We start from the raw sequence: 25903 nt of genomic DNA on the forward strand, positions 1-25903 counted from the left end.
GTATCAGCCTATTATTCGACATGAAGATATGCACCATGATACAATTATTGTGTTAGATTTGATTGCAGTTTCGTGAAATTCGCTCTGGTCATATTGGGTTTTCCGATAATTTGCGTTTCCCTAATGCAGGGTTTGCAATCAACCCAATTCCCAAATTTTAAGGAAGCTATGCGTGAGTTCGCAAGACACAGCACCAGCTATGGATAATCCGAAGGCTACAGAAATCACTATGAGCAGTAGTGACCGTTTTATTAATCGAGAGCTGTCATGGTTATCATTTAACACGCGTGTGCTGGAAGAAGCCCAGAACAAAAACCATCCGCTTTTAGAGCGTGTTCGGTTTCTCTCTATATCAGCGTCCAACCTGGACGAATTCTATATGGTTCGTGTGGCTGGCCTTAAAGGGCAAGTGCGCGCAGGGATTACCCAACGCAGTGCTGATGGCTTAACGCCAGACGAACAACTCACCCGCATCAATGCCGCGGTTAGAGAAGTGCTTAAACGTCAGGATGAGTGCTGGGAGAGTTTACAGGCTGATTTGGATAAAGAGGATATCCACGTTGTTACCTCAAATGAACTGAATGAAACGGATAAGACATGGCTGCGTGGGCGCTTCATGGATCACATTTTTCCGGTTCTCACACCGTTGGCGATTGATCCGGCACATCCGTTTCCATTTATTCCTAATCTTGGCTTATCTCTCATTCTGCAGCTGGTTCGCATTGACAATGGTGAAGCCATGCGTGCGCTGGTTCCCATGCCCTCACAAGTTAACCGTCTTATTCGTCTACGTGGGCGGCGGATGCGGTTTATCACACTTGAAGACGCTATCATGCTGTTCGTTGATCGGCTTTTCCCGGGGTACAAGGTGATTCAATCTGGCGTGTTTAGGGTTATTCGTGACAGCGAGATGGAAATTGATGAGGAAGCGCAAGACCTTGTTCAGAGCTTTGAGACGGCTCTCAAGCGCCGCCGCAAAGGCAGTTGCATTCGCCTCAAGGTCAGTGCGTCTATGCCAGAAGATCAGGTTCAACTGATTTGTGATGAACTGGAAACCTCAGCGAATGATATGTTTCGCATTGATGGCATGATTGGCTTGGCGGATATCAGTCAGTTGATTACGGGTGAGCGCTCTGATCTGGAATTCACACCTTACAATGCGCGTTTTCCAGAACGTATTCGCGATTTTGGCGGAGATAGCTTTGCCGCTATCCGTAAAAAAGACATTCTTGTCCATCATCCTTACGAATCTTTTGATGCGGTTGTTCAGTTCTTGCGTCAGGCGGCCAGAGACCCAAATGTGGTCTCCATCAAGCAAACGTTGTATCGTACCAGCAAGGACTCTCCGATTGTTCAGGCGCTGATTGAAGCCGCTGAGGCGGGGAAATCGGTCACAGCTATGGTTGAACTCAAGGCGCGGTTTGATGAAGAAGCCAATATCCGCTGGGCGCGTGACCTTGAGCGCTCTGGAGCAAACGTCGTTTATGGGTTTGTTGATCTAAAAACACATGCCAAGATATCTTTGGTTACGCGGCGCGAAGGCAACGCACTAAATTCCTATGTTCACTTTGGCACGGGTAATTATCACCCGGTTACCGCCAAGATTTACACGGATCTGTCATTCTTCACATGTGATCCGGCCTTGTGCCGCGACGCTAACCGGGCGTTCAATTTTATGACCGGCTATGCGCGACCAGACTCCTTGGAAAAGCTTTCAATTGCCCCAATTGGTCTTAAAGAAAAAATTGAAAACCTCATCGCAAAAGAAATTGAGCATGCGCAGGCGGGACGCCCCGCAACTATATGGGCGAAGATGAATTCGCTGGTTGATCCTGCAATAATCGATCAACTGTACTTGGCCTCTCAGGCTGGCGTGCAGATAGAACTGATTGTTCGCGGTATTTGTTGTTTGCGCCCTGGTGTTCGCGGTCTCTCAGAAAATATTCATGTCAAAAGTATTGTCGGTCGCTTTCTTGAGCACTCGCGCATTTTTGTCTTCGGTAATGGCCATCCAGTTCCCTCTCGTAAGGCAAAGGTTTTCATTTCCTCTGCCGATTGGATGACACGCAACTTGATAAATCGCGTGGAGACCTTCGTCCCAATTGAAAACCATACTGTACATCAGCAGGTTCTGGATCAGATTATGGTTGCGAACATTAATGACAATGTTCAAAGCTGGACTCTTTTATCGGATGGCAGATTCTGTCGTGATCAGCCAGAATCTTCGCCGTTTGGGGCTCATGAGTACTTCATGAACAATCCGAGTTTGTCCGGCCAGGGGACTTCAATAGATCAAGCGAAGGCTTTGGTGCCCAAACTGGTTCCAAGCCGGCGTTAAACCTGCTATCAGCGCACCTTAAGATTTTGGTGTGAGAGATCGTGTGCCAACCGACAGCACGACATTAGCGTTACGACATCGGCCTATTGGCGTCATCGATATCGGGTCGAACTCGGTTCGACTGGTGGTGTATAGCGGCGTTATGAGAACGCCCGTTCCTATCTACAACGAAAAATCTACCTGTGGTTTAGGTCGAGATATTGAAGCGACCGGTCGATTACATCCGGAAGGTATCGATAAAGCATTCCGCGCTTTAAGGCGATTCAAAGTTCTTGCGACAGAAATGGGCCTGGTTCAGCTAGATGCTCTTGGGACGGCAGCGTTGCGGGATGCTGAAGACGGGCAAGACTTTGTCGATACGGTTAAAAAAGAGATAGGTCTTGTCATTAAAGTTCTTTCTGGAAAGCAGGAAGCCAAGCGTGCCGGTTTAGGCGTCCTGTGTGGAATTCCTGATGCTGATGGCATTGTGGCTGATCTTGGCGGCGGTAGCTTGGAATTGGTCGACGTTCACAATGGCGAGTTTTCCAACCATGCGACGCTGCCTCTTGGCACTCTGAGATTGTCTGCGTCCTCAAATCAAAATATTGATAAAGCCGAAGAGATCGCTAACCATTATTTTGCTGCAGAGTCCTGGATTTCCAGTACCAAAGGTAGATCGCTCTATGCCGTTGGTGGCGCTTGGCGTGCTTTGGCGCGGGTCTGTATAGCCCACATGAATTATCCGCTGCATGTCCTGGATAATTTCACCTTGACCCGGCAGCAGGCCATTTCGGTTTTCGAACTCATTTCGAACCTCAGCCCCCAAACGCTTGATAAGATTCGTAGCATTGATAAGGCCCGCCTTGTTACCTTGCCGTTAGCCGCAATGGTTCTGCAAAGACTCCTGGAAATTAGCCGACCAGAGAAGTTGGTTTTTTCCATATATGGCATGCGTGAAGGTCAGTTTTACAAAGATCTGCCCGAGAAAATAAAAGTGACTGACCCTCTGATTAGCGCAGCTGAGGAACTGAGCCGCGGCGCCGGCCGAGACCCGAAGACGGGGCATGAGGCTTTCACGTGGCTCGACTCTCTTTTCCCAGGCGAAACACCGGCACAGTCCAAGCTACGTTTGGCAGCCTGTTTGCTGCGAGATGTTTGTTGGGCTGAACATCCGGACTACCGCGCAGAACAGGCATTCCTGCGCGTGTTGAGATTGCCGTTTATGGGCCTGGAGCACGAAGACCGCGCTGGTTTGGCACTTGCCATGTTTTACCGTTATCGCAGCGATGATACCTCGGAGGCCATTGAGCAGGCCCATGCCATGCTGGATGATAGTCGCATACATCGGGTGAGGACCATTGGTCTGGGTTTGCGCCTAGCGTATTCTCTATCCGGAGGAATGCCAGGCATATTGCCAAAAACAAAACTTGATGTTGGTGAGACGACAATAGTTCTGACGCTGCCAGCCGACGATCCTTCATTTGGCAGCGGTTCTTACCCGAAGCGCCTGTCGCGGCTGGCCAATCATCTCGGTCTCAACGATAATATTGAGCTGCTGTAAAACGTCTAACGTTCAACAACGTCTACTGTTTTACCACTTTTTGAGAGTGATAAGGCCAATTGGCCATGCTTCAACTTAATGGCATCCTCGCCAAATAACTGTCTCCGCCACCCTCTGAGGGCAGGCACGTCTGCATCATCATCAATGGCGATCTTTTCCAGATCGTCAACCGTAGCGACCAGTTTTAATGCGACGTCATTGGTTTCGCAGCGGGCTTTTAATAAGACCTTTAACAAATCGATTACAGGACCTAGACCGGAGGGTTTATCAGGAGCGCGCGGAAGCTTTGGGCAGTCAGAGTCCGGCATTTCTATGCCGCGCTTAATTGCTGCCAAGACGCTGCGGGCGTGTTTGCTGCGCGCAAGATGTTTTGACAGTCGTGTTTGACCAAGAGCGTTTTCATCTTTTGGTTTGAGAGATGCGAGTTCTATCAAGGCATCATCTTTAATGACGCGACGTCGCGGTGTGTTTTGCTCCTGCGCCGTGCGCTCGCGCCACGCGGCAACCTCTTTCAAAATGGCTAGAAAGCGGGGCTTTTTTTCTCGAGACTTTAGACGTCGCCATGAGTCTTCGGGGGTCAGATCGTAAGTTTCGGGATTGGTCAGGATTTTCATTTCCTCAGAAACCCAAGCTGAACGTTCGCTGGACTCAAGCTGAGCTTTTAAATGCACGTACACGTCTCGAAGATGCACAACATCGGCTAAGGCATACTCCACCTGTTTTTCTGAGAGAGGGCGCCGTGACCAGTCTGTAAATCTCTGGCTTTTGTCAATCCGTGCACTGGTGAGTTTGGACACGAGCGTTTCGTATCCAACAGAGTCGCCGAAACCACAGACCATCGCAGCGACTTGGCTGTCGAACAGGGGAGCCGGGATGAGATCTGCTTTGTGGTAGAAAATTTCTAAATCTTGGCGTGCGGCATGAAAAACCTTAACCACATTCTCGTTGCGGAAAAGATCGTACAGGGGGCCGAGGTCAATGCCTTCAGCCAACGGATCAATGCAATGGGCTTCATCCGGTCCTCCGACCTGAACCAGGCACAATAGCGGCCAGTACGTGGTTTCCCGGTGAAACTCGGTATCGACGGTCACAAACTCTTCAGACGATAAGCGCTGACAAAGGGCGGAAAGGTCCGCAGTCGTTGTGATTAAATCCATACAAGCGTTCTTATCGATTCTGCCCCCTCGCTGCAACCACCAGAGTGACTCCACCTATTCTTTTCCTAAAAGGCCCCAAAACCTTGACAAACGCGCTAGTTCGGTGTGGTTTCTCGACCCGCTCCCTCCGCTTTATGCAGGGGCTCATTCATTCCGCCATGGGGAACCGGTCATGCACCGTTATAGAACGCACAATTGTGGCGCTTTGCGCCTAGAAGACGCTGGTCAAGAGGCCCGTATTTCCGGTTGGGTCCATCGCAAGCGTGACCACGGAAACTTGGTGTTTATTGATCTCAGAGACCAATTTGGGCTGACCCAATGCGTTGTGGATACGTCCAGCTCTGTGTTTGCGCTGATTGATGGCGCACGTTCAGAGACAGTGCTGTGTATTACCGGTAAAGTTGTTGAACGCACCGAAGATACGGTCAACGAACGTTTGCCAACCGGCAAGGTAGAGCTTCAGGTTGAGGCCGTTGAAGTTCTATCGCAAACAGATACTCTGCCTATTCAAGTCTATGGGGACAACGATTACCCCGAGGAGTTAAGGCTCAAATACCGCTATCTGGACCTGCGTCGCGAACAAATGCGCGATAACATTATCTTGCGGTCCCAAGTCATTTCCAGCATCAGGCGCCGCATGACGGAGTCTGGCTTTATTGAATTTCAGACTCCCATCCTGACGGCATCTTCGCCCGAGGGCGCGCGTGACTTCTTGGTGCCATCGCGTCTCCATCCAGGACGTTTCTATGCGCTTCCCCAGGCCCCACAGATTTTTAAGCAACTGGTCATGGTTTCCGGATTTGACCGTTACTTCCAAATCGCGCCATGCTTTCGTGATGAAGACGGTCGGGCTGATCGCTCCCCCGGTGAGTTTTATCAACTTGATCTTGAAATGGCTTTTGTCACGCAAGATGATGTGTTTGCGGCGATTGAGCCCGTCATTGGTGGTATTTTTCATGAGTTTGCCAATGGTCGCGCCGTCACGTCTGACGAATGGCCACGTATTCCCTACGCAGAAGCTATGCTTAAGTACGGCAGTGACAAACCTGATCTGCGCAATCCTTTGTTGATTACGGATGTCACAGAACACTTCGCTGGATCGACATTTGGTTTGTTTGCAAAGAATATTGAGAAGGGCGCGATTGTGCGGGCGATTCCTGCCCCCGGCTCTGCTGGCCAGCCACGCAGCTATTTCGACAAGTTGAATGACTGGGCGAGAAGCGAGGGCGCAGGTGGTCTTGGTTACATCGTCTACGAAGCCGACGGTGGCGCGAAGGGACCAATTGCAAAGAACTTGGATGAAAGCCGCGTGGCTGCAATTCGCGATGCCGTTGGTGTCGGGCTTGGCGACAGTGTGTTCTTCGTTTGCGATAAACCTTCCGTTGCTGAAAAATTCGCTGGGCTAGTGCGCACCAAGGTTTGTGATGAACTGGATCTCTTAGCCAAGGATCGTTTCGATCTTTGCTGGATCGTCGATTATCCCATGTACGAGCGGGATGAAGCCACGGGCCAGATTGACTTTAGCCACAACCCGTTTTCAATGCCGCAAGGTGGCCTTGAAGGATTACAAGCCTCTGATCCTCTTGATGTCTTAGCTTACCAGTACGACATTGTGTGTAACGGAGTTGAACTCTGCTCGGGAGCGATCCGGAACCATCGGCCTGACATTATGGTTAAAGCCTTCTCTATTGCCGGCTATGAAGAAAGCGTAATTGAAGAGCGCTTCGGTGGCATGTTCAATGCGTTTAAATATGGCGCACCGCCGCACGGTGGTGCAGCACCTGGTATTGACCGTATCGTAATGCTGTTGGCTGACACGCCGAATATTCGTGAAGTCACCCTGTTCCCCATGAACAACCAGGCTGAAGACTTGATGATGCAGGCGCCAAACGTGGTGAGTGATAAACAGCTTAAAGAATTGCACATCAAGATTGATCTCCCGAAGGAGATCGAGAAAGGCAGTTCAGAGAAGGTCTCAGGCTAAGTTGTTGGAGAGATTGATGAAATTAGCGGCTGGTTTGTGAGGATGTCGTATAGCCAGACGGGCGACCATAGCTGACCAGCATTTCGTGAAACCGATCAAAGTACCGCACCATCAGTTCTACATCTCCAGGGGGGTATTCTAGAAGGTCTGGAGCATCATCAATCTGATTGAGCATGGTTTGGATTTGTGAAATCTGTAGCTCTCTGAGTTCGGGACTTACCGCATCGTTCTGCTCGTAGTGTTCCATAAAATACCCCAAAGCGCTGTGCTGATCGGAATATTTCAAGATCGAGTTGCGTAGCATAAAAAAGTAGCTGATTAGGTATTCACCTCTGCCGTTCGGCCATTGCTGTCTCTGGAATACATTTGCCTGCACGCCTCGTCGTATGGCTCTTTCTCCAGCACGACTGCCGCCTATTTTGCGGTACTCAACAAGAGCTGTGTCGACTTCTGCAAGCGCGATTGGCCAATCCGCTATCATTTTCTCGATTTCTGCAGGAGTAAAGCTAGAGTCTTCAACAGCTGTATCAGACGTGCTTAGTAAGCCCGTCCAGTTGGGTCCAAAAACGACCGCTGCGATGAGGGCTGCGATGGCACCGGACAATATAAAAGCAAACAATCCTCTGCTCATGGCGAGGTATCCAAATCTGGTGTAATGGCCGAATTAGTTTAGGGGCAACACAAAAACGAAGTGTTAACAAAAAGAACTGAAAACGCGGTCGCAGATCGAGCTAGGTGCGAGGGATAATGCCCTTTTTCGCTTTGCGCTCCATCTTAATTTTATACATGGCTTTGTCTGCGCTAGCGAGCAATTCACCAATTTCAGCGCGAGACGTGTACATGTGAATGCCACAACTTGCTTTAATTGGAATCTGCATGTCATTCCAAGAGGCGTAGGCGTTGTTGAGTTTTTTATCTAACTCTTCTGCGCGTCTAACACCATTTCGCTTATTTGAACGGGGAAGCAGAATGGCAAACTCATCGCCGCCAAGTCGCCCGACATAATCCGTGTCGCGAATCTGTGCCTGTAAAATCGTCGACGCGGCTTTCAACACTTCATCGCCTGCAGCATGACCATAAGTGTCGTTGATTGGCTTGAATTCATCAAGATCGACAAAGATCATAACGCCACCAACACCATGACGACGTGCAATAGAGAGTTCATGCTCAAGCTGTTGCTCAAAACCACGGCGATTTAGAAGCTGCGTGAGTTCGTCTGTGGTTGCCAAAGCTTCAAGTTCAGCAATACGTTTATCCTGTGCCTTAAGCGCGTCAGAGATTTCTGCCACGAGGGACTGAGCAAGTTTGGTTATTTTTTCGACTGCGGCTGACTCCACCGCGGCAGGCTCGACGGTTTCCGCAAACCGCACAAATTTTGACAATTTGTCCTCTAAGCTGTGATGGTCTGGCATATTTTTTACCAGTTCCAATTGTGCTTTTTGACTTTCTGACATGCGTATTAATATCCAAAAGTGCAGCGGGCCTGCCTCGCTACAAGCTGTATCGTCTTCGCAGCCGCTGCTCCAGTCAACCGTTCGTGTGGGTGGTGTAGAATAATACGAAGCTTAGGCCGAGTTGCTTATGGTTTGGGGACTCTGAAAAGCTCGAGCTGAACATTAAACATATTCTATTTTAGTCTAAAAAATCAATATAAATCAATATGTTATAATTTTGTTGTGGAGAGGGCCGGTTTTGGTGAAAGTGGCCTAATAGATTGGCTGCAGGCGGAAGAGTCAGTAAAACGAGTTATCCCATTTCACCGTTTGGATTGAAAAATTGTATATCCTCAAAACTATAATTGTACGACTCACGACCGTGTGCGTTGTATTTGGGTTCGGCATTGTTGAGGTCTTCGGGGCTCAGGTTACGCCGCATGCAGCCATTTACGAAGTCAGCCTGGGCAGGGCGACCGGCCAAAATGCGCCTGCTGGGTTGTCTGGCACCATGGTCTATGTGGTGAAAGATGTCTGCGATGGTTTTGAGCAGGACTCCTCTCTTGATGTCGCGATTTTGAACCGCAATGGTCGGCAGTCAACGCTTCGCCAGTCCTTTGCCTCTTACGAAGCGAAAGACGGCACGTCGTCCACGTTTGAAATGCAGATTACTTCGGATGACCGAATTGTAGATTCCTACAACGGTGGCGTTGATATTAGGGCACAGGACGGCACAATGACCTACGTTCGCCCCGAAGCGCGAGAAAAGGCTGATCAAAATCAAGTTTTTAATATCAAGCAGGATGCACAGCTATCTCTAACGTTCATCGCTGAAGTGCTTGAACAAGCACAGGCGGGTGGCTCTTTTGTCAGCCGTGTTGTTGCCGATGGCCTGCTTGAAGATGGACCAAACCGAATCTCTGCTGTTATCGGTCGCAGAGGCTCAGAAATAGGGAATGTCCGTGATCCAGATGGACTGCTTTCAAGTCCGCCGTGGCCGGCCCAACTTGCATATTATCCTACAGCCAGCTCGAATGAGTTGCCCTCTCAAGAACTCCGTGTAGAAATCTATGAGGGTGGAATTGTTGGCTTTATCGACCAGAACTTGGGAGATTATACGGTTCTGACCCGCCTGATTGATTTGCAAAGGGCGGGTGCGTGCGAGGATTAGTCCTCTATCCCTCATTGAGGGGCCAAAGCCACGCTGCGCCTCTCACACCGCTTGCGTCTCCGTGCTGCGGTGGGAGCAGACGTGTCGCCACTGTGTCGGAGAACACAAACTCTATCCAAGATTCTGGAACGCGCTCGTATAACGGCTGAATTTTAGAGAGCCCTCCGCCAAGAACAATGGCGTCCGGATCTATAATGTTGATGACCAAGGCCAAGCTTTTGGCTAAGCGGTGTATGTATCGGTCTAAAGCCTTAAGCGCCTGAATATTTCCGGTTTCTGCCGCCTGTGCAATTTGCTCTGCTGACCAATCCGTAAATATGCCACGGCCATGGTCAGCATCTAAGGCAAACCCTGGTCCAGATAAAAATGTTTCAATGCAGCCTGCACGGCCACAGTAGCAATCACGCCCCGGTGTTTCGTCCAGAATTGGGTCGGGCCATGGCAGTGAATTGTGCCCCCACTCGCCGGTGATGCCATTAGGGCCGCTGACCACACGCTTGTTAATCACTAAGCCACCGCCAACACCCGTTCCTAAAATGACACCGAATATGTTTGCGTAAGTTGCCCCAGCGCCGTCTGTGGCTTCCGATAACGCAAAGCAGTCGGCGTCGTTGGCGAGACGAACAGGACGACCTAGAGCCGCTTGTAAGTCGCGATCCAGAGGGTGCCCAATCAGGCAGGTTGAGTTTGCATTCTTAATTACCCCTGTGGACTTTGATAGCGTGCCGGGAATGCCGATCCCGACCCTGAGTTTTTCTTCGGAGGGTAGTAATAATCTGGATTCTGCTTCCGCAACCAAGCCCCTTATTGCGGCAATTGTGCCGTGATAATCGCCTGCCGGTGTTGGAACGCGGTGCTTGTGACGCACGGTTCCTTTGTGATCAAGTGCGATCAGCTCGATCTTCGTGCCACCTAAATCAATGCCTAGTCTTATGGTCATAACCTTGCCTCGTACGTCTCCTCAATTCTTCTAGACACGACCTTTATAGATGGCTTCAAACGCCTGGCTCAGCTAGCATTGTATAAAGATTAAATTTCTAGGCAGTTCAATGAAGACTGACTCATCCCCGCATGTCACGGCGTTTTTTGATGAAAAGACGTTTACGGTCACGTATTTGGTTCGCGAGCCTGATGGGCAGAAGGCTATTATCATCGATCCGGTACTCGATTTCGAGGTGAGCGCAGGCCGTACCACGACCGAAAATGCCGACCGTATTATGCAGGTCGTGTCCGAGGAGAATTTAGACGTTGCATGGGTGCTCGAAACCCATGCCCATGCAGATCACCTGTCCGCTGGGTCTTACCTAAAAGCCAAGTTGGGTGCGGGGGTTGCGATCGGCTCCGAGATCACAGAGATTCAAGGCGAATTCGGTAAAATTTATAATCTGTCGTCCGACTTCGAAACCGATGGGTCTCAGTTTGATCGACTGCTGAAGGACGGCGAAAAGCTTGAGGCTGGAAGCCTTAAGGTCACAGCCTGGCACACCCCCGGTCATACGCCAGCTTGTATGACATACTTGGTTGGCGATGCCGCCTTTGTCGGTGATACGTTGTTCATGCCCGATTATGGCACGGCGCGGTGCGACTTTCCTGGCGGAGACGCGGCTGTCATGTATCAGTCGATTCAGCGCATCTTATCTTTGCCGCCACAGACAAGACTGTTTGTCTGTCACGATTATGGTCCTGATGGCCGGCCTTATGCCTGGGAAACTACAGTCGCAGAGCAGACAGCAAACAATAAGCATGTGAAAGAGGGTGTTACTGAGCAGCAGTTTGTGAAGATGCGCACAGAGCGTGATGCCAACCTTGCTATGCCCGTGCTTTTGTTGCCCTCCGTTCAAGTCAATATTCAAGCGGGGGAAATGCCAAAGCCTGAATCAAACGGGGTATCTTATCTCAAGCTGCCGCTTAACGTGGTTTAAGTATACCGCTGCTTAAGGCTAGCACTAAATTTTCGTCTTTAATCCATAGAGCTTAAGTCTTGTCGCACATGACCGCCGTGAGCGCGCTCAGAAGGCCTGTAATCCGTCTGCTTTCTATAGAGTAAAAGATTGTTTGGGCATCTCGCCGGGTGATCACGAGGTTGTCACGTCTTAAACGGGCGAGATGTTGGGATACGGCTGATTGCCCGAGGCCGACGACGGCTTCAAGCTCTCTCACCGTGTGCTCTCGCTGACTCAACCGACAGAGGATCATCAGTCTATGGGGGTTGCCGATGGCCCGCAGCACCGCACAGGTATCTTCCGCGTCTTGTTCGAGTGGACTAAAGTCTTCGGCCAACTTTGGAGCTCCCCGTTTCCAATTTAACAATAGCGCTCTTATCCGCATATGAAAACGGTCGGACACGACTTGCGACCCATGAGCGTCAAGGTAAACTAAGACCTTGATTTAAGGTGCTTATTAATGACAACAACCCTCATAACAGACGTCAGTTTTCTTGATCACGATACTGGTCCGGGGCATCCGGAGAGCGCTAACAGGCTGCGCAGTGTTACGGCTGCGTTAGAGGGCGAAGCCTTTACTAACCTGCGCCGTCTGCCAGCTCGACCCGCAACAGAGGCTCAGATGGCGGCTCCCCACACGGCAAAAATCGTTGATGCGATCCTCGCTGCTGCACCGGATGAAGGCTTTCGTCATATAGATGGTGACACCGTGATGTCACCTGGGACAGGGAAAGCCATTCGCATGGGAGCCGGGGCGTTGGTGACTGCTGTTGACGCAGTCATGACCGGTGAGGCCCAGAACGTGTTTTGTGCTGTTCGCCCTCCTGGGCATCATGCCGAACGAGAGCGCCCAATGGGCTTTTGTTTTGTGAACAATATCGCTGTTGCAGCTCTATACGCCAGAGAGGCTTACGCGGTGGCTAAAATAGCTGTGGTTGATTTTGATGTACATCACGGCAATGGCACGCAAGACATTTTCTGGGATGATCCTGATCTGTTTTTTGCATCTTCCCATCAATACCCTCATTTCCCGGGAACTGGGGCGTCAGATGAAAAGGGTGGGTATAACAATGTGGTTAATGCGCCCCTACCGCCAGGGACGGAGGGGGCTGCGTTTCGAGCTGCATACGAAAAGCATATTTTGCCAGCATTGGACGCCTTCGCGCCTGATTTGGTGCTTATTTCTGCCGGCTTTGATGCCCATAAAGACGATCCTCTGTCTCATATGGGGCTCATCGAAGATGACTTTACCTGGGTAACCGAAAGAATTTTGTCTGTTGCGGCACAACATGCTGACGGACGGGTGGTCTCTACATTAGAGGGCGGCTATAACTTGTCTGCCCTTGGCTCCAGCGCAGCGGCGCATGTTTTGGCGCTAATGTCTGGCTGATGAGTACTTCACAAGAGAGATTCTAGTATGGCTGAAACTAAAATTCCTAAAGAGATCGCGGACCTTAATTTTGAAGACGCCTTGAGTCAGTTGGAGAAAATCGTGCGTGACCTTGAGGCCGGGCAAGTGAAACTCGATGAAGCCGTTAAGCATTATGAGCGGGGAGCCCTGTTGAAGCGGCATTGTGAAAATAAGTTGTCCGATGCTCGCATGAAAATTGAAAAAATCACCGGTCTTGATGACGCCATCAAATTGGAAAGCATGGAGTCCGAATGATTCCGTCTGGTGCTTCTGCAACGATTGAGCCCACCTGTTCTTTTCCAGAGCAGCTGTCCGCAATCGCTGATGCCACAAACGACTGCCTTGATGACATTTTGACTTTACCCGAGGGAAAAGAGCGGCGTGTTGTTGAAGCCATGCGCTACAGCACTCTGAATGGCGGCAAACGTCTACGCCCTTTTTTGGTCGTTTCCAGTGCAGATTTATTTTCCGTGCCACGCGCACAAAGTGTGCGGGTGGGGGCAGCGCTTGAGATGGTGCATTGCTATTCGCTGATCCACGACGACCTTCCTGCGATGGACGATGACGACTTGCGACGAGGTCAGCCAACCTGCCATCGGGCTTTTGATGAGGCGACCGCAATCTTGGCGGGTGACGCCTTGTTGACGGAGGCATTTGCCGTGTTGAGTGACCCTAAGACACATCCTGATGATACGGTCCGTGCGGCCACAATTGCAGCATTAGCCCAAGCGGCGGGGGCACGCGGCATGGTCGGTGGGCAAATGCTCGATTTGATTGCTGAAACCACAGACCTCACTGAAGATGAGGTGAAGCATCTTCAAGCTATGAAGACAGGCCGGTTGCTCGCGGTTGGTTGTCAGATGGGCGGGCTATTGGGGCACGCTGACTCCCATCAAATAGAGGCTCTGTTAGGGTTTGGTCAGTTGCTTGGTGCGGCTTTCCAGATTGCAGATGATCTACTTGATTTAGAAGCCTCTGAGGCCGACATGGGGAAGGCGACAGGCAAGGATCGTGCCGCCGGTAAGGCCACTTTTGTTTCCCTGTATGGTGTTGAACGTGCTAGGGATCATGGGAAAACCTTGGTTGATCAAGCGGTTGCAACTCTTCACACATTTGGTGAAGCCGCAGCCTCTTTGAGGGCCGCAGCAGCATTTACCGTCGCGCGGCGGTCTTAGGTAAAGGAATATCGACGGGTGGAAACGGACTCAAAGATGGTTTCTCCGACTCCAGAAACGCCGCTTCTCGACCGGATTGGCAGTCCTAAAGATATGAAGGGCTTGTCCATTGATGAGCTAACTCAACTTGCCAATGAACTGCGTGCGGATTTAATCGACTCGGTTTCCCGCACCGGTGGGCATCTCGGGGCTGGTTTAGGTGTGGTCGAGTTGACCGTTGCGCTTCATCATGTTTTTGACACACCAAAAGATCGATTGATCTGGGATGTTGGTCACCAATGCTATCCTCATAAGATTCTCACAGGCCGGCGTGATCGTATGAAGTCCATCCGTCAGAAGGATGGCATTTCAGGGTTTACCTGTCGTCCAGAAAGCGAATTTGATCCCTTCGGAGCCGGTCATAGTTCGACATCGATTTCTGCTGGGCTCGGTATGGCCGTGGCGCGAGATTTGTCCGGTGATGATAACCAAGTTATTGCCGTAATCGGTGATGGCGCGATGAGCGCGGGTATGGCCTACGAAGCGATGAACAACGCGGGTAGCATGGATCGCCGCTTGATCGTTATTCTTAATGATAACGACATGTCTATCGCCCCAGCTGTTGGGGCCATGAGTGCCTACCTCTCGCGTCTACTGTCTTCTCAATCCTACCTGAGCATTCGCGAGGCCATGAAGCAAATCGCCTCCTATTTCCCAAAGCCGCTCAAGACCGCAGCGCGTAAAGCGGAAGAATATACGCGGGGTATGGTTGCTGGCGGCACGTTGTTTGAAGAACTTGGTTTTTACTACGTTGGACCAATCGACGGGCATAAAGTTGAGCATCTTGTGCCTGTTTTGAAAAACATACGTGATTCTAAAACCCCTGGTCCGTTCTTGATCCATGCGGTTACCCAAAAAGGCAAGGGCTATGCCCCGGCTGAAGAGTCCGCTGACAAATACCATGGTGTTGCGAAGTTCGATGTCGTCTCGGGTGACCAGGCAAAATCGAAACCGAATGCGCCGAGCTATACGTCAGTCTTCGCGAAGGCCTTAATCGCTGAGGCCGAAAAGGACGAGCGTGTTGTTGCTATAACAGCAGCGATGCCAGGTGGCACAGGGCTGGATAAGTTTGGTGAACGATTCCCTGACCGCACCTTTGACGTCGGCATCGCAGAACAGCATGCGGTGACGTTTGCGGCTGGTATGGCAACTGAGGGTTACAAACCTTTTGCGACGATCTATTCCACGTTCTTGCAACGGGCTTATGATCAGGTTGTTCACGATGTTGCCGTGCAGAATCTTCCGGTTCGTTTTGCAATTGATAGGGCTGGGTATGTCGGAGCCGATGGCTGCACCCACCAGGGCTCATTCGATTTGGCGTATTTGAGTTGCCTGCCCAACTTTACGGTTATGGCTGCGGCGGATGAGGCTGAGTTGATGCATATGGTCGCCACGGCAACGGCACATCAAAGTGGGCCGATTGCACTCAGATATCCAAGAGGTGAGGGCGTTGGTGTTGACCTCCCGGAAAGGGGAGAAGTGCTGCCGATTGGAAAAGGCCGTGTTGTGAGGGAGGGAACGACGATTGCCTTGCTGAGTATTGGCACGCGTCTTGGTGCATGTTTGACAGCTGCCGATGAACTGGCGGCACGTGGTTTATCGACCACGGTTGCAGACGCGCGTTTTGTGAAACCCTTGGATATCGATTTGGTAACTCAACTGGCTGACAACCATGAGATATTAATCACTGTTGAAGAAGGGTCTCAGGGCGGCTTTGGAGCTCAGGTTCTAAGTGCGTTGGCAGAAACCGGAAGATTGGACCGTGGCCTTAAAATTCGCACCTTGACCATGCCGGATGCCTTTCTCGATCATGCTAAGCCCGAAGATCAGGTTCAGGCAGCTGGCTTAGATGCGAACGGAATTGTTCAAGCGGTTCTCGCCGGGCTGGGTCAGGATGCTGCTAAGCATCCCGCATGTGGCTAAAATCACCTCAGTTTGATGGCCACTCCTAAAACGCGAATCGATCAATTGCTGGTTGATAGAGGCTTGGTAGAGAGTCGCTCAAAAGCCCAAGCTTTGATTATGGCTGGGGCCGTCTATTCAGATCAAAAGAAGTTAGATAAACCCGGGCATCAAGTGTCTGCTGATATCCCATTGACGGTGCGGGCCAAAGACCATCCGTGGGTTTCACGCGGCGGACTGAAGTTGGAGCACGGGCTAGAGCACTTTGGTTTTGACCCTGCGGGACGCACCGCCATAGATGTTGGCGCTTCAACAGGCGGGTTTACGGATGTGCTTCTGCACAATGGCACAGCCAAGGTTTATGCCATCGATGTTGGTTATGGACAGCTTGACAGTAAGTTACGCTCAGATGAGCGCGTCATCGTCTTAGAGCGCCTCAATGCTCGCTATCTTACCCAAGAGCACATACCTGAACCTATTGATATTGTGGTCTGTGATGCCAGTTTTATTGGGCTACGCACGGTTCTGCCGGCGGCTATGAGCCTCACTCAGCCACACGCCAGTTTGATCGCTTTGATCAAGCCGCAGTTTGAAGTCGGCAAAGAGAGAGTCGGCAAGAAGGGTGTTGTTCGCGATCCGGCGCTGCACGATGAAGTCTGTGACACGATTTCTGAGTGGATGTCACAGCAACCAGGATGGTCTGTGTGCGGCATAACCGAAAGTCCCATCACCGGCCCGGAGGGCAACAAAGAATTTCTCATCGGTGCCCGGCGCAATCATGAGGTTTGTAACTAGCGAATGATCATTGGGGCGGCGTACAGCACGCTTGCTTCGGGACCACGTGTATAGGGTCCTAACCAGGTGTTTAAAGTCGCTGAGATTTTCAGTAGGCCCTCAATCGCGCTTCTCAGGCCGAAGGGAAGAGACCCATTCTCTAGTGCCTCTAATAAGCTTTGCAGCGGATCTTTCGGCGCTGGATACGGTACCAGGCGCACCAAGTCATCTGTGGTCAGTCCGATGGCCACTTTTGTGTGATCAATGGCATCACTCAGGCCCCCTAAACGATCCACAAGCCCAATACGTTGGGCATCAACACCACTCCAAACGCGGCCTTTGGCAATCGCCCGCATGTCCTCAATAGGCATGTCCCGCCCCGCCGCTGCCTTGGTTGTGAAGTCGTCATAGATGACATCCAAGGTCCGGTTCATACGGTCCAATTCAGCTTCGTTAAAGTCCCGTGCGATTGTGAAAATATCTCCGTTTTCGCCGTAAGTGAGTGTTGACCAATTGATGTCGAGTTTTTCCAGCGTGCCTTCAAACACCAGCTTGTTGACGATAACGCCAATTGATCCGGTAATCGTTCCGGGTTGGGCAAAAATGGTGTCTGCATCCATTGCGATGAAGTAGCCGCCAGACGCGGCCGTATTGCCCATAGAGACAATAAAGGGTTTACCCCGCTCTTTTGCACGGATCACTTCGCGCCAAATCGTATCCGACGCCACGTAAGACCCACCCGGGCTATCCACACGAAGAAGAATGGCATTGATGTCCTCATCCTCTGCCGCATCACGAATGGCTTTTGCTAAGGTCTCCGCACCAACGCTAGACGCTCCGCTGAACGGATTTTCATCGGCTTTACCGCGCTGTATCGCTCCAACCGCATGGATCACAGCAACGCTGCGTTCTGCGACGCGACTGTCGCTTGGGTTGGCAAAACTAAGGTAGCTGCTTATTGAGACGCGTTTACCGTCTTCGTAATCGTCTTCAAGTTTTTGTTCGAACTCATCCCGGTAGGCGAGGCGGTCCACTAAATTCCCACCCAGTGCTTCTGTCGCAGTGAGCGGTCCATTCGCCATCAGTTGTTCAATCTGATCTGGGGTGACGCCACGCGACGTTGCAATTCCTGTCACCAGTTGCTCGAAGATGGAGCCAAACAAAGCGTCAAGCGCTTCTTTGTTTGGCGCAGACATCTCGTTGTCGGTCAGGTTTTCAGCAGCGGATTTATATTCATAACGCTGTAACGCATTGGCACGAATACCAAGGTTATCTAAAAAATCTTTGAGGTAGGGCTGTTCAATAGCCAAACCCGTGAGGCCGACACCGCCAGAAGGTTGTAGCCAAATCTCATCAAAGGCGCTGGCCAGATAATAAGCGACTGTCGCATTACTCAGTTCTCCAAGCGTGTCGGAGTACACCAAGGTCTGTTTGCCGCTGGTTCGAAACTTAGCCAGTGCATCTCTGATCTCTTGCGTCTGCGCGAGTCCTAAGCTTTGTCCGCTGATGGTTGCGACGACAGCTTTTACTCTGTCATCATCCGCCGCGCGCCGCAGGGCGATAACGGCGTCTTGCAAAGAGGTCTGTGTGGAGACCCCAAAGGTGCTGAAGTCGGCACCACTCCGGCCTTCTGAAAATCCAGCGTCCAAGTTGAGGCTTAGGATAATTTTATCAGGCGCTTGTTGTGCTTTCTGCGAAAATCCATCTGCATTGAGAAAAAGATAAATCAGCACGCCGATCGACAACAAGACAACGAAGCCAAGGCTGGCCAGTATTCCTACAAAAAACTTACCGATGGTGCGCATAGAATATATGTCCGTTAGAGGGGCAGAGTGCGTTACCCGTTTTGGGCTTTATGTCTGAGCCAATGATCCGCCAGAACCACAGCCATCATGGCTTCGGCCACGGGCACGCCCCGTATGCCGACACAAGGGTCATGCCGACCCTTGGTTTGAATGTCGACGTTGTTGCCATGAATATCGACCGTCTTACGCGGCGATAAAATAGAACTGGTCGGTTTAATCGCAAGACGCGCCACAATAGGTTGACCAGAGGAGATGCCGCCGAGGATGCCCCCGGCTTTGTTGCTCAGGAATTCAACATCACCGGAATCTGTCATGCGCATCTCATCAGCATTCTCTTCGCCAGACAAGGCCGCAGACTCGAAACCGGCACCGATCTCCACGCCTTTGGTGGCGTTAATGCTCATAAGGGCGGATGTTAAATCGGCATCGAGCTTACCGTATATGGGGGCACCCAACCCTGCGGGAATACCGTCTGCGATAACTTCGATAACAGCCCCGGTCGACGAGCCACTTTTTCGCACACCGTCCAGATAATCTTCCCAAGCTTTGACCACTTTAGCATCCGGGCAGAAAAACGGATTGTTATCGACTTCCGCCCAATCCCAGTTGTCGTGATTGATCTTGTGGGGGCCGATTTGCACGAGTGCCCCACGAATGGAGACTTGATCTCCAAGCGCAGCGCTTAGGATTTTGCGGGCCACAGCCCCTGCGGCAACGCGCATGGCTGTCTCCCGCGCGGATGACCGGCCGCCGCCACGATAATCGCGGATACCATACTTTTTCCAATAAGTGTAATCGGCGTGGCCTGGCCGAAATTTCTCAGCAATATCACCGTAGTCTTTAGAGCGGGCATCAACATTTTCAATCAGCAGGCCAATTGAAGTCCCCGTGGTGACCCCATCAAAAACACCGGACAGAATTTTCACCTGATCCGGTTCTTTACGTTGCGTTGTAAATCGCGAGGTTCCGGGTTTCCGCTTTTCCAGCCAGACCTGAATGTCATCTTCAGTCAGAGGCAGTCGTGGTGGCGTCCCGTCAATCACACAGCCAATGGCAGGGCCATGGCTTTCACCAAAGGTCGTAAAGCGAAACAGCGTTCCAAAAGTGTTTGCTGACATCTTCGGCGCTAATCAGTGAGATTCGCGCCGTCTAACAGATCGGCTATGTCTTGGGATGATTCTGGGGCCATCATGCCAACCACGTGATATCCACAGTCCACGTGATGGACTTCGCCAGTTACGCCGCTCGAGAGGTCACTGAGGAGGTAAATACCAGCGCCACCAACATCATCCATCGTCACATTGCGATGCATGGGCGCGTTTAATTCGTTCCACTTCAGAATGTACCGGAAGTCGCCAATGCCGGACGCGGCAAGGGTTTTCATTGGGCCAGCCGACATCGCGTTCACACGTATTTTGTCGCGTCCCAGGTCTGTAGCCAGGTAACGCACACTCGCTTCCAAGGCCGCTTTGGCCACGCCCATCACGTTGTAATGAGGCACGACCCGCTCTGCACCATAGTAACTAAGGGTGAGCAAAGACCCGCCATCGGGCATTAAAGCGGCCGCACGTCGTGAGACGTCTGTGAATGAAAAACAGGATATATCCATTGTTCGCAGGAAATTCTCACGCGTAGTATCAGCATAACGGCCTTGCAGCTGTGACTTGTCTGAAAACGCGACCGCATGAACAACAAAGTCGATTTTATCCCAGGTGTTACCCAGTTGCTCAAACAGAGCGTCCATAGAGTTTGGGTCGGTGACGTCACAGGGTGCGACGAGTTTGGCATCAACGCTGTCCGCCAACGGTCTAACGCGCTTTTCCAACGCATCGCCTTGAAATGTAAATGCTAGTTCTGCGCCTTGTTCTGAAGCTTGCCGTGCGATCCCCCATGCAATGGATCGCTCGTTGGCCACTCCCATCACCAAGCCGCGCTTACCAGAGAGAATCCCGGCCTGCCCGCTCATATGACGTCCTATGTTCCGTAGTCAAAAACGTGTTAGATTTCGCCTACTTGCGCAGGTTTAGGGCATCCTACACCACTGACCACCAAGGGCAAGAGACTGACGCTATGAGGGAGGCTCGTATTTCTGCTGATCCAAGCCAGATTCCTGAACATCTTCTTAATGCTGCTCGTCGGGTGGTACGTTTCACACGTTTCGTTGTTGGGCGCATGAAAGAGGATCAGGTCAATCGCGTTGCAGCGTCACTCAGCTATACGTCTACTTTGGCTCTGGTGCCGGCTCTCTCTTTGGCTCTGGCGATTTTAGCGGCCTTTCCGGCTTTTGAAGGCTTGCGAGACTCAGTCCTTGATTTGGTGTTGCGCAACTTCATTCCGGACACCGGCATGCGGATGAACGAGGCTTTAGAAACGTTTATCTCTGCTGCCGCAGAGCTAACAACCATTGGTATTGTAGGGCTGATTGTCACGTCTGTGCTCCTCCTCCTGACAATTGAAAGTGCTTTTAACCGTATCTTTCGGGTGATACGGCCAAGGCCATTTATGGCCCGGATTATTGTATTTTGGACGCTCATCACGATTAGCCCGTTGCTCGTCGGCCTCAGTTTTTCCTTGTCCGGTTATTTCTTAACCTTACGCACGATGTTTGGAGGGGAAGAACCGGGCGCTGTATCCGTCCTTCTTGGAGCAGCGATGCCGACGGTGTTGTCTGCGGTTGCATTTACCCTGATTTATACCATGGTGCCCAACCGTCGGGTTCGTTTGGCCGATGCTGTCATTGGCGGTGTTATGGCCGCTTTGCTATTTGCGCTTTTGCGGTATGGTTTTTCATCGTTTGTCGCAGGTATGCCAACTTACCAGGCCATCTATGGCGCTGTCGCTGCCGTGCCGGTTTTTCTGATTTGGTTGTTCCTGTCCTGGAACGTCATTCTCGCTGGAGCCGTTATATCTGCCGCTTTGCCTGATTGGCGCCGCGCCGAACACGCGCGCGCGACCGGTCCTGGCGGTCGTTTGGCCTTGGCTGTTGATGTGCTGTCCGCGTTGTATGATATCGCCGGGTCAGGAACGGGTGTTGTTCAAAGTGCGCTGCGAGGCGATGTGGAAGTCAAAGAAGCAGCGTTAATACCGGTCTTAGAAGAATTGCGCGCAGGCGGCTTCATTGTGTTCGGGGATGATAGTGTTTGGCGTCTTGGCCGCGATCTCAACCGCACAGCAGTTTCCGATCTGGTGCATCTGCTTGGTTATGGGGTGCCTGTGACACCAAAGCTTATCGGTAAGTCTGCGGCTGTATCACGTTTGAGCACTTTAATGGCTGAAGCGCAAAAGACGGAAAACGATATTCTCAGTCAATCCATCGCCTCTTTGTTTGAGGAGCCAGCCGCATCTGAGTCTAATGACTCAGCTGCGCCGGAAACCTAAAACGTCGACCCAGTTATGTCGCCGTTGTGAATAGTAAACTTATCGAGCTTGGTTATTGGCTGACGATTTGCCAACTGCCATCTTCTTGACGACAAGCTGTGCCGTAACCTTTTTGCTGTTCGCCGTCGACAGTCACTTCAGTTTGGAATTCCCGGCAATACCGGCCTGAGTCGGTGTACCCATCCCGGACAGGTGTCACATTGCCATAATTGCCACTGTCCACATTGTTCCATACGATGGTTTCTCCAATCGGGGCGCTATAAGCATTCCGTTGCGCATCGGCGGCCTTTATGCGGTCAAGCTCATCCATGCTCCGCCCAACCTTGTTGCCAACCGCTGCACCAAGCATGGTGCCAGCCGCTGTTGCAATGATTTGCCCATCACCGGATCCAATGGATGATCCAGCCCAGGCCCCCGCAGCTGCGCCAAGCAGAGTGCCTAAGGTTTCGTTTTGATTGCTCCCATCTGCCGCGCAACCGGTCACGGCAAGTGAAGCGGCGATGATGGCTGCTGATATGTAGGTTTTAGGAGTGGCTCTGGTCATGGCGATATCCTGTTAATTTCTATAAGTTCCAATTGAGTGCAATAATTGGCTCACATTCTATAAACGCATTTCAATGAGAAAAGGTGGCAAAATAAGGGCATTCACGTTGGTTGGAGTTGACATCTCCGTGATCACAGACCACACCAGATTTCCCATATTTGGCTCAAATAATAGGTTGGAAAAGATGCCAAACGCAGCGCTTATCCCGAAGGTTGATAACCCCATAGCCTTGTTTGAGGCATGGTTTAAGGAGGCTCAAGGCACTGAATTGAATGACGCAGATGCAATGGCTTTGGCAACGGCGTCCCCGGATGGAGTGCCATCCCTGCGCATGGTTCTTTTGAAGGGGTTGGAGCCTGAGGGGTTTTCTTTTTATACCAATAAGGAAAGCCGTAAGGGGCAGCAAATCGCGGTGAACGCCAACGCGGCGCTTTGCTTCCACTGGAAGTCGCTGCGCCGTCAGGTTAGGGTTGAAGGCATGCTCACCGAAGTCAGTGCCGGGAAAGCAGATGCCTATTTTGCCAGTCGCTCCCGTGAAAGCCAGATTGGGGCTTGGGCGTCTGATCAGTCTCGCCCCTTAGAAGACCGCGAGACGTTTATGGATCGAGTTGAGAGTGAGTCTCAACGTTTTAATAATATAGACGTTCCGAGGCCACCTCATTGGTCGGGATTTCAGCTCAGTCCTGTTATGATCGAATTCTGGCTCGATCAGCCACATCGCATGCATGACCGACTTGTTTATTTCAAAGAAGGACAAGGGTGGAGAACGGAACGCCAATACCCGTAAAGCTCTGCTCACAACAGCTATGCCACACGACTCTCTGACTGCTGCAGCCCTCATAACGCCGCCCTCCAGGCTGATGCGTTTCGCGACCTATGCGGCTGTTGCTACGGCGCTCATGCTCATAGTCGTGAAAACGGCGGCTTTCTTACTGACCAATTCCGTCGCACTGCTGTCGAGTCTGATGGACTCTCTGCTTGATCTCATCGCGTCTTTGGTCAATTTATGGGCCGTTGGACATGCGCTGACTCCGGCTGATAAAGAGCACCGATTCGGACACGGTAAAGCCGAGCCGCTTTCTGGTTTGGCGCAATCTGCTTTTGTCGCGGGCTCTGCCGTTTTACTATTGGTCGAAGCGGCCTCCCGCATCAACAAAGACAATCAGGTTGTCGCGGGAGAAATAGGGATAGGCGTGATGGTCTTTACCATCATCGTCACGCTGGTTTTAGTCATGTTTCAAAAGTATGTTGTTAAGCGTACAGGCTCGGTCGCAATTTCAGCGGACTCTATGCACTATACGGGTGATCTTCTCTTGAACCTGAGTGTCATCATCGCATTGGTGCTAACGACGTACGGCGATATGACTTGGGCTGACCCCGTGTTCGCTATTGGCATTGCGATGTTCCTGCTTTGGAATTCGTCGAAGATTGCGCGCCGTTCCATTGCTGTTCTGATGGATCACGAGCTGCCAGAAGAGAAACGCCAAGCCATTAAAGCCATCGCGCTTAAGCATCCCAAAGTGCGCGATGTCCATGAATTGCGAACGCGCTCCTCGGGTTTGCAAACCTTTATCCAGATGCATATGGTTTTAGATCCAAAACTGTCATTGCTGGAAGCGCATCGTATTGCCGACGAAGTTGAAATGGCATTGATGGCGGATTACCCGGGCGCCGATATCATTATTCACCAAGATCCTGAGGGGGTTGAGGAGTACCATCCTCCCGTTGGCTCTACGCTGGTTTGATCACTTTAAACACCAATCACGCCTGTAGCCTGATAGCGTGCCTACTGCTAACCTCTCGCATCTGAATTGAGTCCGATAAGGGGATTAGGTCTCATGTCTGCTGTCAAAAGTATTCTTGCTGCCATTGCTGACCCAGACTCTGGGCGTGCATGTTTGCATACAGCTTTGCGTCTCGGGCAACAACTCAACTGCCATGTTGATGCTTTGCACGTGCTGGCTGATCCAACAACCGCTCTTCCCCTCGTTGGTGAAGCTATGTCCGGTGCCATGGTGGATGAAATGATGGGCGTTGCAGAGCGTGAAGCTGGCCACCGTGCCAAACAAACCCGCGCGATGTTTGATGACATGACTCAAGGCATGCCGGTGACCGATACAATTGGTCCAATCGACCGCTTTGGCGTCAGTTGGATGCAAGAGGCGGGTGTCGAAGAGCAAGTTGTCGCTTTGCGTGGATGCCGGGCTGACCTGATTGTTGTGGACCGGCCAAAAGTAGATAATGAAACCTCCGCCTTGATGACCTTGAATGCGGCATTGATGCAGAGCGGGCGAGCCGTGGTTGCAGCTCCACCGCTGCCGGACGAGGGGGCGCCTCCGTCTGGCCCGATCGAGCGCATTGCTGTGTTCTGGAATGGCAGCACCGAAGCCACGCGCGCGGTGCAAGCGGCTGTACCGCTTCTCGCTTCAGCCAAAGAAGTGACGGTATTGCGGGTCGAAGAAGAAGAGTGGTACGCGGGCACCGAAGACTTAGACGTCCATCTCACCCGTCATGGCGTTAAAACCGTAATCTCTAAGGTGTTGCCGCGGGAAGTCAGAACAGGCCGGTCTCTGTTGTTTGCGGCCAAAGACTGTGGGGCCGACATGATGGTGATGGGCGCGTATACCCGGTCGAAATTGCGACAACTGATGCTCGGCAGTGTGACCGGCTACGTGATGGAAGAAGCCATCTTGCCCGTTCTTATGAGTCACTAATCAAAAAGGCTGTGTTGCGCGGGTGGTTGAGGCTGTTGTTCAGAAATTTTAAATGGGCCTTTATAGGGCTTAAGCAAAGCTGCTAGTTGTCGAAAATCAAGGTCAGGGTTTAGCCATTCTTCCTCGCTGTCCGGGTTCAAAATGACGGGCATACGATTGTGAATATGCGCGACCGCAGTGTCTGGCGCGCAGGTCAAAATGACAAACCGGTCTTCTGACTGAAGCCCCGCCATCGCAAACAGCGGCTGATCTGCAAACCCAATATGTGTTTTTATCTTTGCAAGATCTGTTTTGCGCCACTCGTAGTAGCCGCTGGCCGGAACAAGTACCCGGCGATTTAATAAGGGCGCGAAGGTTGGCTTGTTGGGCGCTGTCTCAGATCGGGCATTGATCACCGGAGCAGGTTGCCAAGACACCTTCAACCCCCAGGGCAGGATCGCGGGCGTGTTGTCTTGAGCGACAGTCAACGCGAGGTCGGTCGGTCGAATATCGTTGGCGGCGATACGGGTCAGGACTTCATGCGCGGTGAGGCTTAAACCAAAGCGCGCGAGAATGTCCTCCGGAGGAGCGAGTAATCTATAGCGGGAACACACGT

At 51.5% G+C, this 25903-nt stretch carries 24 protein-coding genes; 14 read left to right on the forward strand and 10 right to left on the reverse strand.

All coding sequences use genetic code 11. The features are described 5' to 3' along the window. Window positions 1-199: 199 nt before the first annotated feature. Window positions 200-2338: an RNA degradosome polyphosphate kinase gene (locus RIC29_09740; GenBank protein ID MEQ8735194.1), complete on the forward strand. Its 2139-nt coding sequence runs from the start codon at window positions 200-202 to the stop codon at window positions 2336-2338. A 31-nt stretch (window positions 2339-2369) separates the two neighbouring features. Then, window positions 2370-3878 (forward strand): Ppx/GppA family phosphatase, encoded by a 1509-nt coding sequence (locus RIC29_09745; GenBank protein MEQ8735195.1) that lies wholly within the window; start codon window positions 2370-2372, stop codon window positions 3876-3878. Between the two features lie 5 nt (window positions 3879-3883). Here RIC29_09745 and rnd read toward each other — a convergent pair whose 3' ends face one another. After that, a complete protein-coding gene (gene rnd, locus RIC29_09750) occupies window positions 3884-5035 on the reverse strand; it encodes a ribonuclease D (protein ID MEQ8735196.1) in 1152 nt (383 codons plus the stop codon). A gap of 172 nt (window positions 5036-5207) precedes the next feature. Here rnd and aspS point away from each other — a divergent pair, with 172 nt between their 5' ends. Beyond that, entirely contained in the window at window positions 5208-7019 is a 1812-nt protein-coding gene (gene aspS / locus RIC29_09755; protein MEQ8735197.1) for an aspartate--tRNA ligase, read from the forward strand. Window positions 7020-7041: 22 nt separating this feature from the next. Here aspS and RIC29_09760 read toward each other — a convergent pair whose 3' ends face one another. Continuing rightward, window positions 7042-7650 carry a hypothetical protein gene (locus RIC29_09760; protein MEQ8735198.1) on the reverse strand — a complete coding sequence of 203 codons (609 nt, stop codon included), beginning with the start codon at window positions 7648-7650 and terminating at the stop codon, window positions 7042-7044. 100 nt (window positions 7651-7750) lie between these two features. Further along, window positions 7751-8473, reverse strand: a complete 723-nt coding sequence (locus RIC29_09765; GenBank protein ID MEQ8735199.1) for a GGDEF domain-containing protein — start codon at window positions 8471-8473, stop codon at window positions 7751-7753. Window positions 8474-8795: 322 nt separating this feature from the next. Between RIC29_09765 and RIC29_09770 the strand changes: the two genes are divergently transcribed. After that, window positions 8796-9623 carry a DUF1849 family protein gene (locus RIC29_09770; protein ID MEQ8735200.1) on the forward strand — a complete coding sequence of 276 codons (828 nt, stop codon included), beginning with the start codon at window positions 8796-8798 and terminating at the stop codon, window positions 9621-9623. A gap of 4 nt (window positions 9624-9627) precedes the next feature. Here the strand turns inward: RIC29_09770 and RIC29_09775 are convergent, their stop codons facing one another. Then, the gene (locus RIC29_09775) at window positions 9628-10563 is read right to left on the reverse strand and encodes an ROK family protein (GenBank protein ID MEQ8735201.1); all 936 of its coding nucleotides are present in this window, start codon (window positions 10561-10563) and stop codon (window positions 9628-9630) included. A gap of 109 nt (window positions 10564-10672) precedes the next feature. Between RIC29_09775 and RIC29_09780 the strand changes: the two genes are divergently transcribed. After that, complete coding sequence (locus RIC29_09780; GenBank protein ID MEQ8735202.1) at window positions 10673-11545, forward strand: MBL fold metallo-hydrolase; 873 nt, start codon at window positions 10673-10675, stop codon at window positions 11543-11545. Window positions 11546-11597: 52 nt separating this feature from the next. Here the strand turns inward: RIC29_09780 and RIC29_09785 are convergent, their stop codons facing one another. Then, a complete protein-coding gene (locus tag RIC29_09785) occupies window positions 11598-11903 on the reverse strand; it encodes a metalloregulator ArsR/SmtB family transcription factor (protein ID MEQ8735203.1) in 306 nt (101 codons plus the stop codon). Between the two features lie 123 nt (window positions 11904-12026). On the opposite strand from RIC29_09785, the gene RIC29_09790 reads away from it, so the two are divergent. Genes RIC29_09790 through RIC29_09810 form a run of 5 tightly spaced genes read left to right on the forward strand, consistent with a single transcriptional unit; the run spans window position 12027 to window position 16888 of the window. Then, window positions 12027-12956, forward strand: coding sequence for a histone deacetylase family protein (locus tag RIC29_09790; GenBank protein ID MEQ8735204.1), 930 nt, complete (start codon window positions 12027-12029; stop codon window positions 12954-12956). Between the two features lie 27 nt (window positions 12957-12983). Continuing rightward, window positions 12984-13232: an exodeoxyribonuclease VII small subunit gene (locus RIC29_09795; protein ID MEQ8735205.1), complete on the forward strand. Its 249-nt coding sequence runs from the start codon at window positions 12984-12986 to the stop codon at window positions 13230-13232. Continuing rightward, window positions 13229-14152: a polyprenyl synthetase family protein gene (locus tag RIC29_09800; protein MEQ8735206.1), complete on the forward strand. Its 924-nt coding sequence runs from the start codon at window positions 13229-13231 to the stop codon at window positions 14150-14152. Before RIC29_09795 ends, RIC29_09800 begins: the two co-directional genes overlap by 4 nt. Window positions 14153-14188: 36 nt before the next feature. After that, the gene (gene dxs / locus RIC29_09805) at window positions 14189-16114 is read left to right on the forward strand and encodes a 1-deoxy-D-xylulose-5-phosphate synthase (GenBank protein MEQ8735207.1); all 1926 of its coding nucleotides are present in this window, start codon (window positions 14189-14191) and stop codon (window positions 16112-16114) included. Between the two features lie 15 nt (window positions 16115-16129). Continuing rightward, a complete protein-coding gene (locus RIC29_09810; GenBank protein MEQ8735208.1) occupies window positions 16130-16888 on the forward strand; it encodes a TlyA family RNA methyltransferase in 759 nt (252 codons plus the stop codon). Here the strand turns inward: RIC29_09810 and sppA are convergent. From sppA to fabI, 3 genes are read right to left on the reverse strand one after another with little or no spacing between them, the layout of a single operon-like run. Beyond that, window positions 16885-18672, reverse strand: coding sequence for a signal peptide peptidase SppA (sppA, locus tag RIC29_09815; GenBank protein ID MEQ8735209.1), 1788 nt, complete (start codon window positions 18670-18672; stop codon window positions 16885-16887). The two genes, RIC29_09810 and sppA, sit on opposite strands and share 4 nt — an antisense overlap. Before the next feature lie 32 nt (window positions 18673-18704). Continuing rightward, complete coding sequence (aroC, locus tag RIC29_09820; GenBank protein MEQ8735210.1) at window positions 18705-19790, reverse strand: chorismate synthase; 1086 nt, start codon at window positions 19788-19790, stop codon at window positions 18705-18707. An 8-nt stretch (window positions 19791-19798) separates the two neighbouring features. Then, window positions 19799-20638, reverse strand: a complete 840-nt coding sequence (gene fabI, locus RIC29_09825) for an enoyl-ACP reductase FabI (protein MEQ8735211.1) — start codon at window positions 20636-20638, stop codon at window positions 19799-19801. 104 nt (window positions 20639-20742) lie between these two features. Between fabI and RIC29_09830 the strand changes: the two genes are divergently transcribed. Next, window positions 20743-22050: a YihY family inner membrane protein gene (locus tag RIC29_09830; GenBank protein MEQ8735212.1), complete on the forward strand. Its 1308-nt coding sequence runs from the start codon at window positions 20743-20745 to the stop codon at window positions 22048-22050. A gap of 52 nt (window positions 22051-22102) precedes the next feature. On the opposite strand, the gene RIC29_09835 is transcribed toward RIC29_09830, so the two are convergent. Further along, a complete protein-coding gene (locus tag RIC29_09835) occupies window positions 22103-22594 on the reverse strand; it encodes an RT0821/Lpp0805 family surface protein (protein ID MEQ8735213.1) in 492 nt (163 codons plus the stop codon). A gap of 184 nt (window positions 22595-22778) precedes the next feature. On the opposite strand from RIC29_09835, the gene pdxH reads away from it, so the two are divergent. The 3 genes from pdxH (at window position 22779) to RIC29_09850 (ending at window position 25308) form a co-directional block, all read left to right on the forward strand. Continuing rightward, window positions 22779-23381: a pyridoxamine 5'-phosphate oxidase gene (gene pdxH / locus RIC29_09840; GenBank protein MEQ8735214.1), complete on the forward strand. Its 603-nt coding sequence runs from the start codon at window positions 22779-22781 to the stop codon at window positions 23379-23381. Then, entirely contained in the window at window positions 23320-24339 is a 1020-nt protein-coding gene (locus RIC29_09845) for a cation diffusion facilitator family transporter (protein ID MEQ8735215.1), read from the forward strand. Before pdxH ends, RIC29_09845 begins: the two co-directional genes overlap by 62 nt. Window positions 24340-24432: 93 nt before the next feature. After that, the gene (locus RIC29_09850; protein ID MEQ8735216.1) at window positions 24433-25308 is read left to right on the forward strand and encodes a universal stress protein; all 876 of its coding nucleotides are present in this window, start codon (window positions 24433-24435) and stop codon (window positions 25306-25308) included. Here the strand turns inward: RIC29_09850 and RIC29_09855 are convergent. After that, entirely contained in the window at window positions 25305-25901 is a 597-nt protein-coding gene (locus tag RIC29_09855; GenBank protein ID MEQ8735217.1) for an SOS response-associated peptidase, read from the reverse strand. The genes RIC29_09850 and RIC29_09855 overlap by 4 nt on opposite strands. Window positions 25902-25903: the final 2 nt, after the last annotated feature.

The organism is Rhodospirillaceae bacterium (genome assembly GCA_040219235.1).
Classification (GTDB): domain Bacteria; phylum Pseudomonadota; class Alphaproteobacteria; order Rhodospirillales; family Rhodospirillaceae; genus WLXB01.

What these genes read in the sequence shown, in the direction of transcription:
- sppA (MEQ8735209.1), bottom strand. Translation starts at nt 18,672, where the DNA reads ATGCGCACCATCGGTAAGTTTTTTGTAGGAATACTGGCCAGCCTTGGC.
- RIC29_09740 (MEQ8735194.1), top strand. Translation starts at nt 200, where the DNA reads ATGGATAATCCGAAGGCTACAGAAATCACTATGAGCAGTAGTGACCGT.
- RIC29_09845 (MEQ8735215.1), top strand. Translation starts at nt 23,320, where the DNA reads ATGACCGACTTGTTTATTTCAAAGAAGGACAAGGGTGGAGAACGGAAC.
- RIC29_09810 (MEQ8735208.1), top strand. Translation starts at nt 16,130, where the DNA reads ATGGCCACTCCTAAAACGCGAATCGATCAATTGCTGGTTGATAGAGGC.
- fabI (MEQ8735211.1), bottom strand. Translation starts at nt 20,638, where the DNA reads ATGAGCGGGCAGGCCGGGATTCTCTCTGGTAAGCGCGGCTTGGTGATG.
- rnd (MEQ8735196.1), bottom strand. Translation starts at nt 5,035, where the DNA reads ATGGATTTAATCACAACGACTGCGGACCTTTCCGCCCTTTGTCAGCGC.
- RIC29_09830 (MEQ8735212.1), top strand. Translation starts at nt 20,743, where the DNA reads ATGAGGGAGGCTCGTATTTCTGCTGATCCAAGCCAGATTCCTGAACAT.
- RIC29_09835 (MEQ8735213.1), bottom strand. Translation starts at nt 22,594, where the DNA reads ATGACCAGAGCCACTCCTAAAACCTACATATCAGCAGCCATCATCGCC.
- pdxH (MEQ8735214.1), top strand. Translation starts at nt 22,779, where the DNA reads ATGCCAAACGCAGCGCTTATCCCGAAGGTTGATAACCCCATAGCCTTG.
- aroC (MEQ8735210.1), bottom strand. Translation starts at nt 19,790, where the DNA reads ATGTCAGCAAACACTTTTGGAACGCTGTTTCGCTTTACGACCTTTGGT.
- dxs (MEQ8735207.1), top strand. Translation starts at nt 14,189, where the DNA reads ATGGTTTCTCCGACTCCAGAAACGCCGCTTCTCGACCGGATTGGCAGT.
- RIC29_09800 (MEQ8735206.1), top strand. Translation starts at nt 13,229, where the DNA reads ATGATTCCGTCTGGTGCTTCTGCAACGATTGAGCCCACCTGTTCTTTT.
- RIC29_09765 (MEQ8735199.1), bottom strand. Translation starts at nt 8,473, where the DNA reads ATGTCAGAAAGTCAAAAAGCACAATTGGAACTGGTAAAAAATATGCCA.
- RIC29_09775 (MEQ8735201.1), bottom strand. Translation starts at nt 10,563, where the DNA reads ATGACCATAAGACTAGGCATTGATTTAGGTGGCACGAAGATCGAGCTG.
- aspS (MEQ8735197.1), top strand. Translation starts at nt 5,208, where the DNA reads ATGCACCGTTATAGAACGCACAATTGTGGCGCTTTGCGCCTAGAAGAC.
- RIC29_09760 (MEQ8735198.1), bottom strand. Translation starts at nt 7,650, where the DNA reads ATGAGCAGAGGATTGTTTGCTTTTATATTGTCCGGTGCCATCGCAGCC.
- RIC29_09790 (MEQ8735204.1), top strand. Translation starts at nt 12,027, where the DNA reads ATGACAACAACCCTCATAACAGACGTCAGTTTTCTTGATCACGATACT.
- RIC29_09850 (MEQ8735216.1), top strand. Translation starts at nt 24,433, where the DNA reads ATGTCTGCTGTCAAAAGTATTCTTGCTGCCATTGCTGACCCAGACTCT.
- RIC29_09780 (MEQ8735202.1), top strand. Translation starts at nt 10,673, where the DNA reads ATGAAGACTGACTCATCCCCGCATGTCACGGCGTTTTTTGATGAAAAG.
- RIC29_09795 (MEQ8735205.1), top strand. Translation starts at nt 12,984, where the DNA reads ATGGCTGAAACTAAAATTCCTAAAGAGATCGCGGACCTTAATTTTGAA.